A 16,155-nucleotide genomic window follows, 5' to 3' on the forward strand; every position below is an offset into this window, starting at 1 on the left:
CGGATCTTTTTCGCATCTTACAGAGAGTTGACCGCTTTCGCTAAGCGAGCCTTCTGACGTGCTGTGTAGTTCTTGTGCTTCAGATGGCTGGTAACGGCTTTATCTAATAAAGAATTTGCAGTGTTGTACGCTGCAACTGCCTTTTCCTTATCCTTCGCTTCAACCGCAACCAGGACTTCCTTGATCGCTGTCTTCAGCGCGGATTTTTCCGCAGTTTTCGCTGCATTTCTCTTTAAATTAGTAATCGAACGTTTCTTCTGAGACTTGATGTTTGGCATTCTGACACCTCCTCCGCATTTATACCTTAAGAATTATAACAAAAGGAAGGTGAAAATGCAAACACTAATGGAAAAAGGTGTCAAGAAACGAAGCGGGAATGGCAAAAATAAAGGTTGATTCCGATCAAAACCCGCGCATAACCGGCAGAAGATCCGCGCATACTAAGTCCGAGGTGAGCGTATGCGCAAACACAGAACCGATCTGGCCTATGAAGAAGTGCTGGATTTACAGGACAATGAGAATTTTACCCATACGAAAAAAGCGTACCGGGGCATTACAACCCATCATATTTCAATCCATCATCCGTGCGAGGAAATTGACAAGCAGCCGGGTGAATATGTCACGATCGAGCTGGACGATCTGAACGATGCATCCCAACGGGAAGAGGCGATTGCCGTGACGTCGGATTGTCTTAAACAAATCATCAGCGGACTTCCCACGCAGGGAACCCGGGCGTTAATCGTCGGGTTGGGCAACCAGGAGATCACAGCGGATTCCTTAGGCCCGATGGCGGCCCGCGAGGTGATCGTCACCGCCCATCTGCACCGGCTGAATGAAGCAGAACTGGCGCAGGGAACCAGCGAGGTCGCGGTCATTGTTCCCGGCGTGATGGGACAGACCGGTCTGGAAACCGCGGAATTTGTCCAGGCGGTAGCCCGGCAGTTTAAACCGGACTTTGTGATCGCGATCGACGCGCTGGCAACCCGTTCCATCGAACGGATCAACCGGGTAATTCAGATCAGCGATACCGGGATTCAGCCTGGCAGCGGGGTCGGCAATCACCGCAAAGTGCTCAACGAGGAACTGGTGCAGGCGCCCGTCGTCGCGATCGGCGTCGCAACGGTCGTCAGCATCGAGGCGCTGATCGATCAGGTTCTTTCGACGATTCAATGCGACGATTATGAAAAGGTGATGGAACATATCCATTATCAGGAATCCTACCAGATGGTCGTGACGCCCAAAGAAATGGACGAGGAAGTCAAGCATTTGACGGAAGTGATATCAACGGCGATCAATCAGGTGCTTCATCCCCGCTACTCCCAGATGTAGTCATGAGCCCCCCTTGCCCCGCATAAACTGCGGAAAGAGAGGGGGCTTTTTCCTTGAAAACAAAGCTGAAAATCACACTCAAATGTCTGCTGATCCTGGCCTTTCTCGTCATGACGTCATTCTTTACCGGCTTCCGCGATTTACTTTCGCAGAATAAAACCTCAGTGCTGGAGTCGATCCTGCATCCGGTGATTGACCTGGACCGCATCTCGATCAAGGAACAGCTGGCGCTGCTGCCGGACTTCAAACAGGCGGTGGAACGGATTGATGAGGTTGTGATCAACGAGCCGTTTGTACCGAAATTTGAAAAGGAAGAAAAACCGGAGAAAAAATCCGTTTACATCTATAACACCCATCAGTCGGAAACGTACAGCGACGGCACAACGACGTATGAAATCGGCATGGAGCTGGCGAAAATGTTAGAAGAAGAGGGGTATTATGTTTATTTTCAGACCGGGAATTTCCTGCGTGAAGCGGAAGAGGAAGGGCTGAAATACAACCAATTATATACGATTTCCCGCCGTCATATCAACGATACGTTTGCCGAACACGGCGGCTTTGATCTGGTCATCGACCTGCACCGCGACTCCGCGCCGCGTTCCGCTTCCATTCTGGAGAGCGACGGGGTCACTTATGCGAAGATGATGTTTGTCGTCGGCATGAAATCTTCCAATGCCGCTCACGTCATGGAGCATTCCCGGCAATTAACCGACAAAATCAACCAGGTGATGCCGGGTATAATGAGATCAGTTTTTGAACGGCAGTCAGTTTACAACCAGGATATGGCGGAGAACATGGTGCTGCTGGAATTGGGAACGGACCAGAACAGCACGGAGGAAATCCGCCACTCCTTACGGATCTTAGTCGAAGCGTTAACGAACGGAGGGATCGAATGAAACGGTTTATTCTGGACGCCTTTTTGATTTTAATCGTCGTCAGCATCGGCAGTACGCTCAATCAGCAGCAGCCGGAATCTACGATCCAGCAGCGGATCGACGAATTCAACCGTCAGATTGAACAGGAAGAAGTGATTGAGCCGCCCGTCCACCGGGCCTCAATGTATCAGATTCAGGAGAACGCTGCCGGTCAGCTGGGGGCAAACATTTCCGAGATGGTCATCCGCGTCGTCGATGGTTCCGTGCGCATGATCGCCTCGGCTTTCGGCCAATGAACCGCGCATCTTCCTTTTGTTTATGGTATAATCGTTGACGTAAACGAAAAGGAGGGATGCCTCTTGAAAACAAGAGTCTTATTTATGGGAACGCCGGACTTTGCCTGCGGGATTTTACAGGCGTTGGCCGAGCTGCCGTTTGTTGAACTGGTCGGGGTCGTATCGCAGCCGGACAAGAAGGTCGGCCGGCAGCAGAAGCTGCAGCCGACGCCGGTGCATGCCCTGGCGCAGCAGATGGCGCTGCCGGTGCTGCAGCCGGAGAAGATCCGCACGGAGTATGCGGAAGTGCTGGCGTTAAATCCGGAGCTGATCGTCACCTGCGCGTATGGTCAGATGGTTCCGGAGGCCGTGCTGAACGCACCGAAATACGGCTGCATCAACGTTCATGCTTCGCTGCTGCCGAAATACCGCGGCGGCTCACCGATGCATACCGCGATCATTCAAGGCGAAACGGAAAGCGGCGTGACGATCATGCAGATGGTAAAGAAAATGGACGCCGGGGATATGCTGGCGGTCAAAAAGGTAGCGATTGAAGCGGAAGATACGACGGAAATCCTGCATGACAAGCTGATGGCGGCAGGCGCGGCCTTGCTGAAGGAATGTCTGCTGGACTATATCGAAGGCCGGATTACGCCGGTTCCCCAGGATGAAGCGCAGGTCAGCTTCGCCTGGAATATCACGAAAGAACAGGAGCGGATTGATTTTTCTAAATCAGGCTGGCAGATCTATAATCAGATCCGCGGGCTGATCTCCTGGCCGGTAGGCTATGGTGTGATCGCCGGACAGAAAATGAAGTTCTGGGGCGTGCGCTATCGCGAAGAGAAGTCCGGAAAGCCGAGCGGCACCATTCTCGGTTTTGACGAAACAGGGATGCAGGTCGCTGCGGGCGAGGGGATGCTTATCGTAACCGAGCTGCAGATGGAAGGCAAAAAACGGGTCAGCGCCAGGGATTTCTACAATGGCAAAGGCAAGCAGCTGATCGGCTGCCAGTTTGAAGCGCTGGCTGATTCGCAATAAAGCGAAGCTTTGTTGGCTCAAGTCTGTTTGGCGCCGACAAAAAAATGAGTTGGAAGGGAACCTGCGGATGATCCGTATCTGAAAAATAGGCAGATCGTGATTCGCATCCTGTTTTATAAAAAACGTTCTCATCGAAGGATTGCCGACAACCCCATGTCAGTTGGAAAACTGGCCTGGGGTTTTGTCTTGTTGGTTGCGGCCAAGATTATTCAGATTGGATGGTTATGCATCCGGACTTCTTGATAAATAGCAACGGAATGGCGGCGATTTCTGCCTGAATCGATCGGGAATACCGAATGGTTTTTTACAGTTTTCGGATTCTTGTGTATTTTAATGGGAGTGTCCCTGACGGAGCCAAGCAGACAATAAGCTTGCAGACGATGAAGAAAACAGACCGAAAATCGTCTATTCAGGCTTGTTTCCCGGCGACAGAGGCGCGGTTCTGCTTTTCTTTGAGGTCGGCTTTTGATATAATAGGACAGAAGTTTAAGGAGGAAGGACAATGGATCAGTCGAAGATCAGGAACTTTTCGATCATTGCCCACATCGACCATGGCAAATCCACATTGGCGGACCGGATTCTGGAAATGACGGAAACCGTTCAGCATCGGGAAATGGTTGATCAGATCCTGGATTCTCTGGATCTGGAACGGGAACGCGGCATTACGATCAAACTGAACGCGGTTCAGCTGAAATATAAAGCAAAAGATGGCGAGGAATACATATTCCATCTGATCGACACCCCGGGGCACGTCGATTTTACGTATGAGGTTTCACGTTCACTGGCGGCGTGCGAAGGCGCGGTGCTGGTCGTGGACGCAGCGCAGGGAATTGAGGCGCAGACGCTGGCGAATGTCTATTTAGCGCTGGACAACGATTTGGAGATCGTGCCGGTCATCAATAAAATTGATTTGCCGAGCGCGCAGCCGGAGGTCGTCAAGGAAGAAATTGAAAGCGTCATCGGGCTGGATTGTACGGAAGCACCGTTGATTTCAGCGAAGACCGGACTCAATGTCCAGGATGTGCTGGAGGAAGTCGTGAAGAAGATTCCGGCGCCTGCCGGCGATCCGCAAGCGCCGTTAAAAGCGCTGGTGTTTGATTCGGTCTATGACTCCTATCGCGGTGTTATCGTCTTTGTCCGCGTCAAGGACGGCCGGATTCAGGTCGGCGATAAAATCCGTTTCATGAATAATCAGGCTGAATATGAAGTGCTGGAATGCGGCGTGCGCAATCCGAAGGAAGTCAAGCTTGACGCTTTGGAGTGCGGCGAAGTCGGCTGGTTTGCGGCGAGCATCAAATCCGTGCAGGACGTCAGCGTCGGCGCGACCGTCACGAAGGCGGACAATCCGGCAAACGAAGCGCTGCCGGGCTACCGGAAGATGAATCCGATGGTTTACTGCGGTCTGTATCCGACCGATTCCGCGAAATATAACGATCTGCGCGACGCGCTTGAAAAGCTCAAGCTGAACGATGCTTCGCTGCAGTTTGAGGCGGAAACGTCCCAAGCTCTGGGCTTCGGCTTCCGCTGCGGCTTTCTCGGCCTGCTGCACATGGACGTCGTTCAGGAACGGCTGGAACGGGAGTACAACCTGTCGCTGATCGCGACGGCGCCCAGCGTTATCTATCATTGCTACCTGACTGACGGCTCGATGGTCAAGATCGACAACCCGGCGCATCTGCCGGAAGTCCAGCGGATTGAACGGCTGGAAGAACCGTATGTCACTGCGAATATCATGGTGCCCAACGAATACATCGGTGCGGTTATGGAGCTGTGTCAGAACAAGCGCGGAATCTATAAAGACATGCATTACATCGACGCGAACCGCAATACGCTGGAATATGAAATTCCATTAGGCGAAATCGTGTTTGATTTCTTTGATAAGCTGAAAAGCTGTACGAAAGGCTATGCGTCGCTGGACTATGAAATCAGCGAATACAAAAAGAGTGATCTGGTCAAGATGGACATTCTGCTCAACGGCGAATTGATCGATGCCTTATCGATCATCGTGCACCGCGATTTCGCTTATGCCCGCGGCAATTCCATTACTGTGAAGCTGAAGGAACTGATCCCGAAGCAGCAGTTTGAAATTCCGGTGCAGGCGGCAGTGAATGGGAAGATTATCGCGCGGACCAATATCAAGTCGCTCCGCAAAAACGTTCTGGCCAAGTGTTACGGCGGCGATATTTCACGAAAGAAGAAGCTGCTGGAAAAACAGAAGGAAGGCAAAAAGCGGATGAAGGCGGTCGGATCCGTAGAAATTCCGCAGGAAGCGTTCATGGCTGTCCTGTCGATGGACGACGATAAATAAAAACAGGCCGGCGGCAGGCGAACCTCAGCGATTGGATCATCCTTTCACAGGTTTCAGCGCCCTGCCTGTTTTTTGATGGATGGGTTTAAAAATAGGAATGAGCGAAGAAAGGTCAGGGGTAAGTTATGGCAATATCAGATGAAATCCAACAGCTGCGGATCGACTGCGGCTGGGATCAAACCGACACACCGGCGATTTTAGCCAAGTCGGTCTTTGCCGAAGCCGGGGAGCTGCTGGAATGCTTTATTCAAACCGAAGAAACACCGGACTGGGACGCGGTGAAAAGCGAGGTCGCCGATGTTTTGATGTATGCGATGTCGATCTGCATCGATCAAGGATGGGACGCCGAGGAAGTCATCCGGGAGAAGTTTGCCGATGTGCGCCGCCGCTACCTTTGAGAACCGCGCGCTGTATGTTCACATTCCATTCTGTCAGGGAATCTGTGCGTACTGTGATTTCACCCGCGTGCGCTACCATACCGGACTGGCTGATCAGTATTTGAAGCAGCTGGCCAGGGAACTGGAAGAACGGGTGCCCTGCCAAGGCATGGAAACAGTTTACATCGGCGGGGGGACGCCGACCGCTTTATCGCCCGATCAGCTGTGGCGGCTGCTGGACTTGCTTCAGCCTTATCTGCAAGGGGCGGCAGAGGTCACGATCGAAGCCAATCCGGAAGCGATCAATGCGGAACTGATCGAAATTTTGTTGAACGGCGGAATCAACCGGATATCGCTCGGCCTGCAATCCTGCGACGATGAAATTCTGAAGCAGATCGGCCGGCGGCATACGTTCGCTCAGGCGCGTCAGGCAGTGCGGCTGCTTCAGCAGGCCGGCTTGACGAATATTTCCTGCGATTTGATTTACAGCCTTCCGCATCAGACGAGGACACAATGGGAAAAAACACTCCAGGACGTCCTGTCGCTGAACATTCCGCATTGCTCGCTGTATGCGCTGACGATTGAGGAACACAGCGAATTCGGCCGGACGGGTCAGCGGCCATTGGACGAGGATACCGAAGCCAGCATGTATTTTGAAGCGGTCCGGGTTTTAACCGAGGCCGGCTATCAACATTATGAAATATCCAATTTTGCGAAGCCGGGCTATGCGTCGCGGCATAATCTGCATTATTGGAACTATGATGATTTTTACGGCGTCGGGCTGGGCGCCAGCGGGAAGCTGAGTTCTTTTCGTTATGACAATACACGCAATTTTCAGGAATATTTTAAAGGACACTGGATCGGGGAAACGATCGAACTGTCGCGGCGGGATCAAATGTTTGAAAGGGTGATGATGAATCTGCGCACAGCCCGGGGGGTGTCGCTGGCTGACTTTGAACAGAAGTTCGGGTTGCCGCTGAGCGAGGTCTATCCGGATGCGGTGCAGAAAGGGATCCGGCAGGGCTGGCTCAGAATGACGGAGGATCGCCTGGCACCGACCGAAGCCGGCATGGCGTTATTAAATACGGTACTGGAGGAGTTTCTGGATTAAGAAACTTCTTTTCCATTGAGGTCAAAACGATCCATTAAAAAAACCTCCGGAAACATCCGAAGGTAAAAAGAAGCTATTTTTCGTAATGCTTGATGATGGCCTGGGTGCCCAGATCGCCCTCGCCCGCATCCTGCATCTGTTCATACATGGAAAGTACGATCTCCAGCACCGGCAGTTCCACGTTCTGCGCTGTTGCCGCTTCCTTAGCCAGCCGCATATCCTTGATGAAATGCTTGATGAAGAAGCCTGGATTATAATCTTCCTGTAGCATCTTGACACCGTTGTTGCTCATCTGCCAGCTGCCGGCCGCACCCTTGCTGATGGCGCCAAGCAGTTTTTCCGGATCCAGGCCGTTCGCCTTGGCATAGACGATCGCTTCCGCCACCGCGCTGACCGTACCGGCGATTGCGATTTGATTCGCCATCTTGGTATGCTGGCCGCAGCCTGCCGGTCCCATCCACAGCACGGATTTGCCCATCTTGTTGAAATACGGCAGGCAGGCGTTAAAATCTGCTTCCTCACCGCCGACCATGATCGACAATGTGCCCGCCGCCGCGCCGCTGTCCCCGCCGGAAACCGGCGCATCCAATACGCGGATCTGATGCTCTTTTCCCTGTTGATGAAGCTTCACCGCCAGCGAAGGGGAGGACGTCGTCATATCGACCGCAAGGGCTCCCGGCTTGGCTGCTTTGAAGATTTCAGCGTAAACTTCTTCGACGTCTTTCGGGAAACCGACGATTGTGAAAATCAAGTCTGCGTCCTTGACGGCGTCGGCGACAGTATAAGCGACCTGCGCGCCTTTTTCCTTTAACGCTTCCGCTTTGGCCGCCGTCCGGTTGTAGACTGTAACTTCGTCGCCCTGATTCAATAAATGGGAAACCATGGATTTACCCATGACCCCGGTTCCGATCCATGCAATTTTACTCATCGTATCACCTCTTGTCCTATTATACCTTCTCTCGGGGGCAAAACACAAGCGCCGCTGTCGCTGCTCAGCAGGGCGGATTAACCTGTAAACCGCTTCGTAAAGCCGGATTGAATGAAAATAAGACTTGTCAAGCGGGGGCGGTTTATGCTATGATTAACACGCTGTTGAACTGGGATGCACGATGACTCCGTCGGCACGCTCGGTCCATCAGGTCTTAACGATATAGGAGGAAAACACATGTTAAGTAAAGCAGAAAAGACCGCGATCATTAAAGATTATGCTCGTTTTGAAGGCGATACCGGTTCCGTTGAGGTTCAGGTTGCCGTTCTGACAGCGCAGATCAACCGCCTGACAGAACATTTAAAGGAACACAAGAAGGATTACCATTCCACACGGGGTCTGATGATGATGGTCGGCCGCAGAAGAAAGTTCTTAGCTTATCTGCGCGACACGGATATCAACCGTTACCGTGATCTGATTCAGCGCTTAGGCCTGAGAAAGTAAGGATGAAAGACAGCGTTTCACCACGCTGTTTTTTTATGCTTTCTGGCATGGTTCGTTTGCGAAGCCGGTATTTTCCGTGGAAGAATAGCTGAATGGGAGACAAAAGAAAAGGAGTGGCAGCGAAGGGGATAACCCCAGACGTTGCCACTCTTTTCTGGTTAAGAGAGTCAGACCGCGGCCTGATGAGAATGCTTGTGATGGGCAGGATGCAGATTTTCTTTGGGAATGGATCCGGATAAGATTAGCGAGGTCTTCGCACACAGCGGACCGATGATTTCATACAGGATCGCCGTTGACAGGATGACCGTGGACAACAACGTTCCATATTCGCCAGGCAAGATCCGCTGGCCCAGGGCCGCTAAGCCGATCGCGACGCCGGCTGACGGCACCAGTGCCAGGCCGAAATTATTTCGCGTTGCGGCCGGCGCCTGGATCAGGGTACAACCGATCCACGAACCGATCAGCTTGCCGACAATGCGGAAGAAGAAGAACCCCAGACCGATCAAGCCGACATAACGCAGTGCCGGAATATTCAGATTCATGCCGCTGACGACGAAGAAGATTGTCATGATCGGCGGGGTGAAGCTGCTGACCTGATCGAACAGCTGGATGTCCTTGGATAAATTCAGATAGGCCGCGCCCATTGCCATGCAGCACAACAGCGGCGAGACATCCAGCGCGGTGCACAGCGCGCTCATAATTAAGATCATCGATACCGCGATGATCAGACGGTTATCGTCGGAACGTTTTTCCGTAATCATCTTATGCATGATCAGACCGCAGCCGATGCCCATCGCCACCGCTAAACCGTTGGTTAAGACCGGCTCGATAAACACCATCAGATTCATCGCCGAGTGCTGAACCAGCGCTTCCGCGATCGCCGCGCAGACGCTGAAGGCAAGAATCGATACCGCATCGTCCAAAGCGACGACCTGCAGGATTAAATTGACGAAATCGCCCTTGGCCTGATACTGCCGGATCGTCATGATTGTGGAAGCCGGCGCGGTCGCTGATCCGATCGCCCCCAGTAAGAGCGCGAAGGCCAGCGGCTGGCGGAAGATCACGACCATCACGAAGATGATGACCACCGCGGCGATCAACGCTTCGCAGCACGTCAGGATCAGGATATTGATGCCGTTGCGCTTCAACTCATGAAACAGAAAGTAGCGGCCGACGCCGAAAGCGATAAAGCCCAGCGCCACGTCGGTGACAAAACCGAGGCTGTTGATGATTTCCGTCGGGATTACGTTGAAGCAGAACGGACCTAACAGCACGCCGGTCAAAATATAAGCTGTCACATTGGGCAGCTTCAGCAGCTTTGTTACACGGGTTAACAGAAACCCGCTTAACAAGATAATCGCCAGACACAGCCCCAGCTCAGAATTGGGCTGTAAATTAAATGAACTTAACATCGTTTGAATTCCCCCTTGTCGTTTCCTACTTGATTATATGGACCAAAGAGGATAAAATCAAATTATGAATATTTTGTATATTATAAATATATTTAATAATAGGAGGATGACCTGATGATTGATCCCAAGATTAAAACATTGCTGGCGTTAGTGGAATGCGGCAATTATACCAAAACGGCGAAACAGCTGGCTTTAACGCAGCCGGCGATCACCCATCACATCAAACTGCTGGAGGAGGAATTCGGCATTAAGATTTTTTATAAAAACCGCCGTCAGCTGGTTCCGACCCCGGAAGGCGAGGTGCTGATTAAGTATGCACGGCGGGCTTACGCACTTTCCGAGAATCTGCGCCAGGCGTTAAGCGACGTCCGCAGCCAGGTGAAAAGCCTGACGCTGGCCATCACGCCGACTGCCCAGAACAACATCGTGCCGCATTTATTCGCAAAATACTGCAACGAACATCCTAACGTTCATATTAATATTATTACGGATAACATAAATAATATTTATAGTAAGCTCAAGATGTACGAGGCGGATCTGGCGATCATTGAAGGCAATATCACCGCCCCGCACTTCACTTCCATCCTGCTGGATACCGATTCGCTGTGCGCGGCCGTCTCGGTCAATCACCCGCTGGCCAAAAAGCAAAGCGTATCGCTGAGCGAACTGCGGAATGAAAACTTCATCCTGCGTTCCTCCAGCGCCGGTACCCGCAGTCTGTTTGAAAGTCATTTGATCTCACAGAATTTAAGCATCCATGATTTCAATGTGATCATGGAGATCGACAGCGTCGTTGTGATCAAAGAACTCGTCGCTTCCAACATGGGCGTTACGATCATCTCAAAAAATGCCTGCCGCAGTGAGGTGCAGAAGAAAAAGCTGGTGACGCTGCCGATTGAAAACATGACGATGGTGCGCGAGATCAACATGGTGTATTACCGTGAATTCCGGCATCCGGAAATCCTGCGCGATATCCAGGCGATTTATACGTCAACCTTGGAATCCTGACGGAGAAAATCCAGAAACAATGCGGTCGCGGCGGAAAGCGGCCGCTTTTTCGACCAGATCAGACACGTCTTGGTGACGAGCCGATCGCAGGCGATTGGCTTGACGGACATCTGCGTCAGATCGATGAAGCCGGCTGAGGAATAGGGCACGATCGCCATGCCCAGCCCGGCCTGCGCCCATTGAATCGAAGTCCGGGCATCGTCATTAAGACAAAGCGGGGAAGGCGTGAAGCCTTCCTTTTCGCATTCCTCCGCTAACAGGGCCGCGAAACGTCGATAATAAACCAGCGGCTGATCCTTTAACTGCCGGATTGTGACCTGTTCGTTTGGAAATGGATCCGTTTCCCGCCGGACGACAACAGCCAGCGGATCGGCGTCCAGCTCCAGGACGTGAACCGAAGCGTCGTAAAAGGGTGTGCGCACGATCGCCGCTTCAATCAGGCCTGCCGCCAGTTTGTTCAATTGTTCAAACGTATTGCCTTCGTCGATCTGATAACGCATTTTCGGATGCTGGGCCGCGAAACGGAACAGTCTTGGATATAATAAGGAAGCGGCGGAGGAGGAAACCGCGCCCAAGCGCAGGACGCCCCCCTGTCCCTGGGCATAGCCGGTGATCTCCCGGCGCGTGTCTTCCGTCAGGCTGAGAATGTCCAAAGCCCGCTGATAAAAGCGCTCGCCGGCCGCGGTGAGTTGGATCCGCCGTGCTCCGCGGAAAAACAACGGTGTTCCGAGCTCCTGTTCCAGCTGCTTCATTGCCACACTGAGCGGCGGCTGGGATAAGTTCAGCGCGGAAGCGGCCTGTAAGATGCTGCCATGCTCGACAACGGCGACATAATATTCGAGCTGACGCAGTTCCATTTTGATCCTCCTATATGATTTAAGTATAGCTTATATAGTAAACCAATATTTTTTCTATATCAAGGGCGCTGGTATAATAAGTGAAGTCTGAAAGGAAGAAGTTTGTATGAAAACGATTGTTTCGTATTTCCGGTATTTTAAAAAAGAACTCGTGTTCGGTCCGTTGTTCAAGCTGGCGGAAGCAATTTTTGAGCTGTTGGTGCCGTTGGTGATGGCCCGGATCATCGACGTTGGCATCGCGCAGAAAGATCTGGCTTATATATTGCGCCAGGGCGGCGTGATCGTTGGCTTCGCACTGGTTGGCATCGTCTGTTCCCTGACGTGTCAGTATTTTGCGGCGCGGTGTTCGCAGGGGATGGGCACGGAGCTGCGGCGGGCTGTGTATCATCAGATCAATTTATTCTCGGCCCAGCAGGTCAGTCAGTTTTCTTCTTCGTCGCTGATCACGCGCTTAACCAACGACGTCAATCAGGTCCAGCAGGCCGTCGCGATGTTGATCCGGCTGGCGATCCGAGCGCCGTTTCTGGTACTGGGGTCGTTGACGATGGCGATGGTGATCGATCGGACGATGGCGCTGATCTTTCTGGCGGCGATCGTTGTGATCGCTCTGGTTTTGAGCGTGTTGATGACGTGTTCCTCGCATTTTTTCAAGGCTGTGCAGCGGCAGCTGGACCGGATTTCGCAGATTACGCAGGAGAACCTCGAAGGTCAGCGCGTCATCCGCGCATTCTCGCGGCAACGGTTGGAAACGCAGCGGTTTGACGAAGCTGCCCAGGCGAGCTATCAAGCGTCGATGCGCGTCGGCTGGATCAGCGGCTTGTTTAACCCGGCGACGCAGATTGTCATCAATTTAGGCATTGTCGCGCTGCTTTACTGCGGCAGCTTTCAAGTCAACGGCGGCGCTTTGAGTCAGGGGAATCTGGTTGCGCTGGTCAATTACATGACGCAGATGTTTCTGGCCTTGGTCGTTCTGGCCAATTTGTTTGTAATCTTCACAAAAGCCGCCGCCTCGGCCGGCCGGATTGAAGCGGTCTTGAAAACAGAGCCGGCGATCACCGGCGGAATCATGGAGCTGTCAAAGGATAAGGACGCTGTGCTGGAAATGGATAAGGTCAGCTTTGGCTACAGCGAAGGGGAAAGCGCGATCGAACAGATCAGCTTTACAATTCAGCCGCACCAGACCGTCGGACTGATTGGCGGAACGGGCTGCGGCAAAAGCACAATCGTGCAGCTTCTGCCGCGGCTGATCGATCCGACAGCGGGCGAGATCCGGCTGGGCGGAGTGCCGCTGAGGGAACTTTCATTAGCGGACCTGCGCCGTCAGATCCGGATTGTGCCGCAGAAGGCGGTGCTGTTTTCCGGGACGATCCGCGAGAATCTTCGCTGGGGCAATCAAGACGCTGATGATGCGGCGTTATGGCAGGCGCTGACGTTGGCGCAGGCCAGAGATTTCGTCGAAGCGATGCCGCAGGGACTGGATACGCTGCTGGTGCAGGGAGGCAAGAACTGTTCCGGCGGTCAGCGGCAGCGTTTGTGCATTGCCCGTGCACTCATGGGCCGGCCATCTCTGTTGGTGCTGGACGACAGCACCAGCGCGCTTGATTATCAAACCGACGCCCGGCTGCGGCAGTCGTTAAAAAAGATTGAGGGCAGTCCCGCGGTGCTGATCGTATCGCAGCGGATCGCCTCGATCCGGCACGCGGATTTCATTCTGGTGATGGATCAGGGCCGGCTGGTCGGCCAGGGGACGCATGAAGAATTGCTGGACAGCTGTGCGGTGTATCAGGAAATCGTCCGTTCACAGACGAGGGAGGATCAACGATGAGTCAGTCAGCTTTATTGCGGCGCTTACTGCGCTATGTAAAACCTTATGGCTTACTTTTGGGAATGGCGCTGGTCTTCGCGCTGCTGCAGGTTGCGATGACGCTGAGCGCGCCAGTGATCATCGGCCAGGCTGTCGATGCGATCGTGGCAGCGGGGCAGGTTGATTTTATCCGGGTCACGCAGACACTGGCCGCGCTGTCGGCCGTTGTGATTCTGGCCGCGCTCTTTCAGCTGTTGATGACCTGCTGCACCAATGCCTGCTGCTACCGGACGATCCGGGATCTGCGCATGCAATGCTTCGCGCAGTTTCACGCGCTGCCTCTAGCAACGCTGGACAAAACGCAGCAGGGAGATTTTATGAATACGCTGGTCAACGATATCGACGTGATCTCCGACGGTCTTCTGCAAGGCTTCACGCAGTTGTTTACCGGCGTGATCACAATTGTCGGTACGCTGGGCTTTATGCTTTCAATTCATCCGGGAATCACGCTGGCCGTCGTGCTCATCACGCCGCTGTCTCTAGGCGTCGCTTCATTTATCGCTTCCCGCAGCTCGCGCTTGTTTAAGCAGCAGGCGCGGATTAAGGGGGAACTGTCCGGATTTGCCGAGGAACGGGTCAACGGACAGAGTCTGGTTGCGGCCTACAATCAGCAGGCAGCTTCGGAAGCGGCCTTTGATGAAATCAATCAGCGGCTTAATCAGGTTGGCACGCAGGTGCAATTCATTTCTTCCCTGACCAATCCATGCACGCGTTTCGTCAACAATCTGGCCTATGCGGCTGTCGGCATCATCGGCGCCCTGACGGCGTTGGGCGGCGGCATGAGCGTCGGTCAGCTGACTTCGTTTTTAAGCTATGCCTCGCAATATACCAAGCCGTTTAATGAAATCAGCGGTGTCGTTACCGAGCTGCAGGCCTCCCTAAGCAGCTGCGAGCGGGTTTTCCATCTGCTTGATCAGCCGCAGGAAAGCGATCAGGCGGATCAGGGGTTAGGAAAACAGGGCCGCGGTGAGCTGCAGCTGGAGCACGTATCCTTTCGTTATCAGGCAAACGAACCGTTGATCGAGGATTTCAATCTCAGCGTCAAGCCGGGTCAGAAAATTGCGATCGTCGGCCCGACCGGCTGCGGCAAAACGACATTGATCAACTTGTTGATGCGCTTTTACGAGATCGGCGGCGGAGTGATCCGGCTGGACGGCGTGGACACCCGCACGCTCAGCCGCAGTGAACTGCGCGCCAACTTCGGCATGGTGCTGCAGGACTCCTGGATCTTCCGCGGCACAATCCGCGAGAACATCGCTTACGGCCGGCCTGACGCTTCGCTTGCGGACGTGGAGAAGGCCGCCCGGCAGGCGCATCTCGATTACTTTATCCATCAGCTGCCGCAGGGCTATGATACGCTGCTGGATGAAACCGTTTCGTTGTCGCAGGGACAGAAACAGCTGCTGTGTATCGCGCGGGTGCTGCTTTGCGATCCTAAAATCCTGATTTTAGATGAAGCGACCAGCTCGATCGATACCCGGACGGAACTGTTGGTGCAGTCGGCGTTCGATCAGATGATGCAGGGCCGCACAAGCTTCATCGTCGCTCACCGCTTGTCGACGATCGAACAGGCCGACCGGATTCTTGTGATGAATCACGGTCAGATTCTGGAACAGGGCAGTCACCGTGAACTGTTGAACCAGGGCGGCTTTTACAGTCAGCTCTACAACAGTCAGTTTGCGGGCGAATAAACCGGAGGGCCCGATGCTGAGGGGCGGGAAAACACAGAGCGCTTTTTCGCAGGAACCGTTTTGTAAGTCGGACTTCACGTTGAGAATCGAGTAAAGAAGATCTCCCGCTGGATAAAGCATCCCGGGGGATTTTTGTTTAAAAAGTTTCTAAGGATGAGGAAAGTCTGAAATCTGGATTTTGGCTTAGGCGTGCCTTTTCCCTTAATTAAATCGAATGAAACAAGCCGGCGCTGAGATCGGATGGAGAGCGTTTCAGAGATCGCTCAACGCTTTCTTGTCTTCTGCGAGTTCTTATTTTATGATCAGTCTCAGATTACAGTTTGGATTCAATTAAAATGAATCCGAATAAAATGGTAAGGGTTAAAATTTTAAGATTGACAGGGTTGGAATTATAATTCTTTTGCGTTACAATGGAGTTACTTTCTGCGGTAGTTAGTGAATAAGATCCGTAAGACGTTGTTTTTGATCAACATAAATAGTTATTCAGGGCATGGGGCAGAGTGGGCGTTCTTTCTGATGATTTGCGATTTCATTTAGAAATTCGCGAATTGTAAGATCATTTTAAGTTTTATTCATAA

The 16,155-nt window shown here is 52.8% G+C and carries 15 protein-coding genes; 11 read left to right on the forward strand and 4 right to left on the reverse strand.

Annotated features, from left to right (window positions below; all coding sequences use genetic code 11):
• Window positions 1-17: 17 nt before the first annotated feature.
• A complete protein-coding gene (rpsT, locus tag HOLDEFILI_RS13060; protein ID WP_006060229.1) occupies window positions 18-278 on the reverse strand; it encodes a 30S ribosomal protein S20 in 261 nt (86 codons plus the stop codon).
• A gap of 181 nt (window positions 279-459) precedes the next feature.
• On the opposite strand from rpsT, the gene gpr reads away from it, so the two are divergent.
• From gpr to hemW, 7 genes are all read left to right on the forward strand, one after another.
• Complete coding sequence (gpr, locus tag HOLDEFILI_RS13065; RefSeq protein ID WP_006060231.1) at window positions 460-1,329, forward strand: GPR endopeptidase; 870 nt, start codon at window positions 460-462, stop codon at window positions 1,327-1,329.
• Window positions 1,330-1,382: 53 nt separating this feature from the next.
• Entirely contained in the window at window positions 1,383-2,225 is an 843-nt protein-coding gene (locus HOLDEFILI_RS13070; protein WP_006060232.1) for a stage II sporulation protein P, read from the forward strand.
• On the forward strand, window positions 2,222-2,500 hold the full coding sequence (locus HOLDEFILI_RS13075) for a hypothetical protein (protein ID WP_006060233.1): 279 nt from the start codon (window positions 2,222-2,224) through the stop codon (window positions 2,498-2,500). The genes HOLDEFILI_RS13070 and HOLDEFILI_RS13075 overlap by 4 nt, the downstream gene beginning before the upstream one ends.
• Before the next feature lie 63 nt (window positions 2,501-2,563).
• Window positions 2,564-3,517 carry a methionyl-tRNA formyltransferase gene (gene fmt / locus HOLDEFILI_RS13080; RefSeq protein ID WP_244264332.1) on the forward strand — a complete coding sequence of 318 codons (954 nt, stop codon included), beginning with the start codon at window positions 2,564-2,566 and terminating at the stop codon, window positions 3,515-3,517.
• Between the two features lie 502 nt (window positions 3,518-4,019).
• Entirely contained in the window at window positions 4,020-5,825 is a 1,806-nt protein-coding gene (gene lepA / locus HOLDEFILI_RS13085; protein ID WP_006060236.1) for a translation elongation factor 4, read from the forward strand.
• 125 nt (window positions 5,826-5,950) lie between these two features.
• Window positions 5,951-6,223 carry a MazG nucleotide pyrophosphohydrolase domain-containing protein gene (locus tag HOLDEFILI_RS13090; RefSeq protein ID WP_006060237.1) on the forward strand — a complete coding sequence of 91 codons (273 nt, stop codon included), beginning with the start codon at window positions 5,951-5,953 and terminating at the stop codon, window positions 6,221-6,223.
• On the forward strand, window positions 6,201-7,313 hold the full coding sequence (gene hemW / locus HOLDEFILI_RS13095) for a radical SAM family heme chaperone HemW (protein WP_006060238.1): 1,113 nt from the start codon (window positions 6,201-6,203) through the stop codon (window positions 7,311-7,313). Before HOLDEFILI_RS13090 ends, hemW begins: the two co-directional genes overlap by 23 nt.
• A 73-nt stretch (window positions 7,314-7,386) precedes the next feature.
• On the opposite strand, the gene HOLDEFILI_RS13100 is transcribed toward hemW, so the two are convergent.
• Window positions 7,387-8,349: an NAD(P)-dependent oxidoreductase gene (locus tag HOLDEFILI_RS13100; protein WP_279625259.1), complete on the reverse strand. Its 963-nt coding sequence runs from the start codon at window positions 8,347-8,349 to the stop codon at window positions 7,387-7,389.
• A gap of 129 nt (window positions 8,350-8,478) precedes the next feature.
• Here HOLDEFILI_RS13100 and rpsO point away from each other — a divergent pair, with 129 nt between their 5' ends.
• On the forward strand, window positions 8,479-8,745 hold the full coding sequence (rpsO, locus tag HOLDEFILI_RS13105) for a 30S ribosomal protein S15 (protein WP_039865027.1): 267 nt from the start codon (window positions 8,479-8,481) through the stop codon (window positions 8,743-8,745).
• Between the two features lie 167 nt (window positions 8,746-8,912).
• Here rpsO and HOLDEFILI_RS13110 read toward each other — a convergent pair whose 3' ends face one another.
• Window positions 8,913-10,157 (reverse strand): cation:proton antiporter, encoded by a 1,245-nt coding sequence (locus HOLDEFILI_RS13110; protein ID WP_006060241.1) that lies wholly within the window; start codon window positions 10,155-10,157, stop codon window positions 8,913-8,915.
• 114 nt (window positions 10,158-10,271) lie between these two features.
• Between HOLDEFILI_RS13110 and HOLDEFILI_RS13115 the strand changes: the two genes are divergently transcribed.
• Window positions 10,272-11,165, forward strand: coding sequence for a LysR family transcriptional regulator (locus HOLDEFILI_RS13115; RefSeq protein ID WP_006060242.1), 894 nt, complete (start codon window positions 10,272-10,274; stop codon window positions 11,163-11,165).
• Here the strand turns inward: HOLDEFILI_RS13115 and HOLDEFILI_RS13120 are convergent.
• Entirely contained in the window at window positions 11,141-12,022 is an 882-nt protein-coding gene (locus tag HOLDEFILI_RS13120; protein WP_006060243.1) for a LysR family transcriptional regulator, read from the reverse strand. The two genes, HOLDEFILI_RS13115 and HOLDEFILI_RS13120, sit on opposite strands and share 25 nt — an antisense overlap.
• A 106-nt stretch (window positions 12,023-12,128) precedes the next feature.
• Between HOLDEFILI_RS13120 and HOLDEFILI_RS13125 the strand changes: the two genes are divergently transcribed.
• Both HOLDEFILI_RS13125 and HOLDEFILI_RS13130 read left to right on the forward strand, forming a co-directional pair.
• Window positions 12,129-13,847: an ABC transporter ATP-binding protein gene (locus HOLDEFILI_RS13125; RefSeq protein ID WP_006060244.1), complete on the forward strand. Its 1,719-nt coding sequence runs from the start codon at window positions 12,129-12,131 to the stop codon at window positions 13,845-13,847.
• Complete coding sequence (locus HOLDEFILI_RS13130; protein WP_006060245.1) at window positions 13,844-15,577, forward strand: ABC transporter ATP-binding protein; 1,734 nt, start codon at window positions 13,844-13,846, stop codon at window positions 15,575-15,577. The genes HOLDEFILI_RS13125 and HOLDEFILI_RS13130 overlap by 4 nt, the downstream gene beginning before the upstream one ends.
• The last annotated feature ends 578 nt before the right edge of the window (window positions 15,578-16,155 follow it).

Origin of the sequence: Holdemania filiformis DSM 12042, assembly GCF_000157995.1 — a bacterium.
GTDB lineage: Bacteria > Bacillota_I > Bacilli_A > Erysipelotrichales > Erysipelotrichaceae > Holdemania > Holdemania filiformis.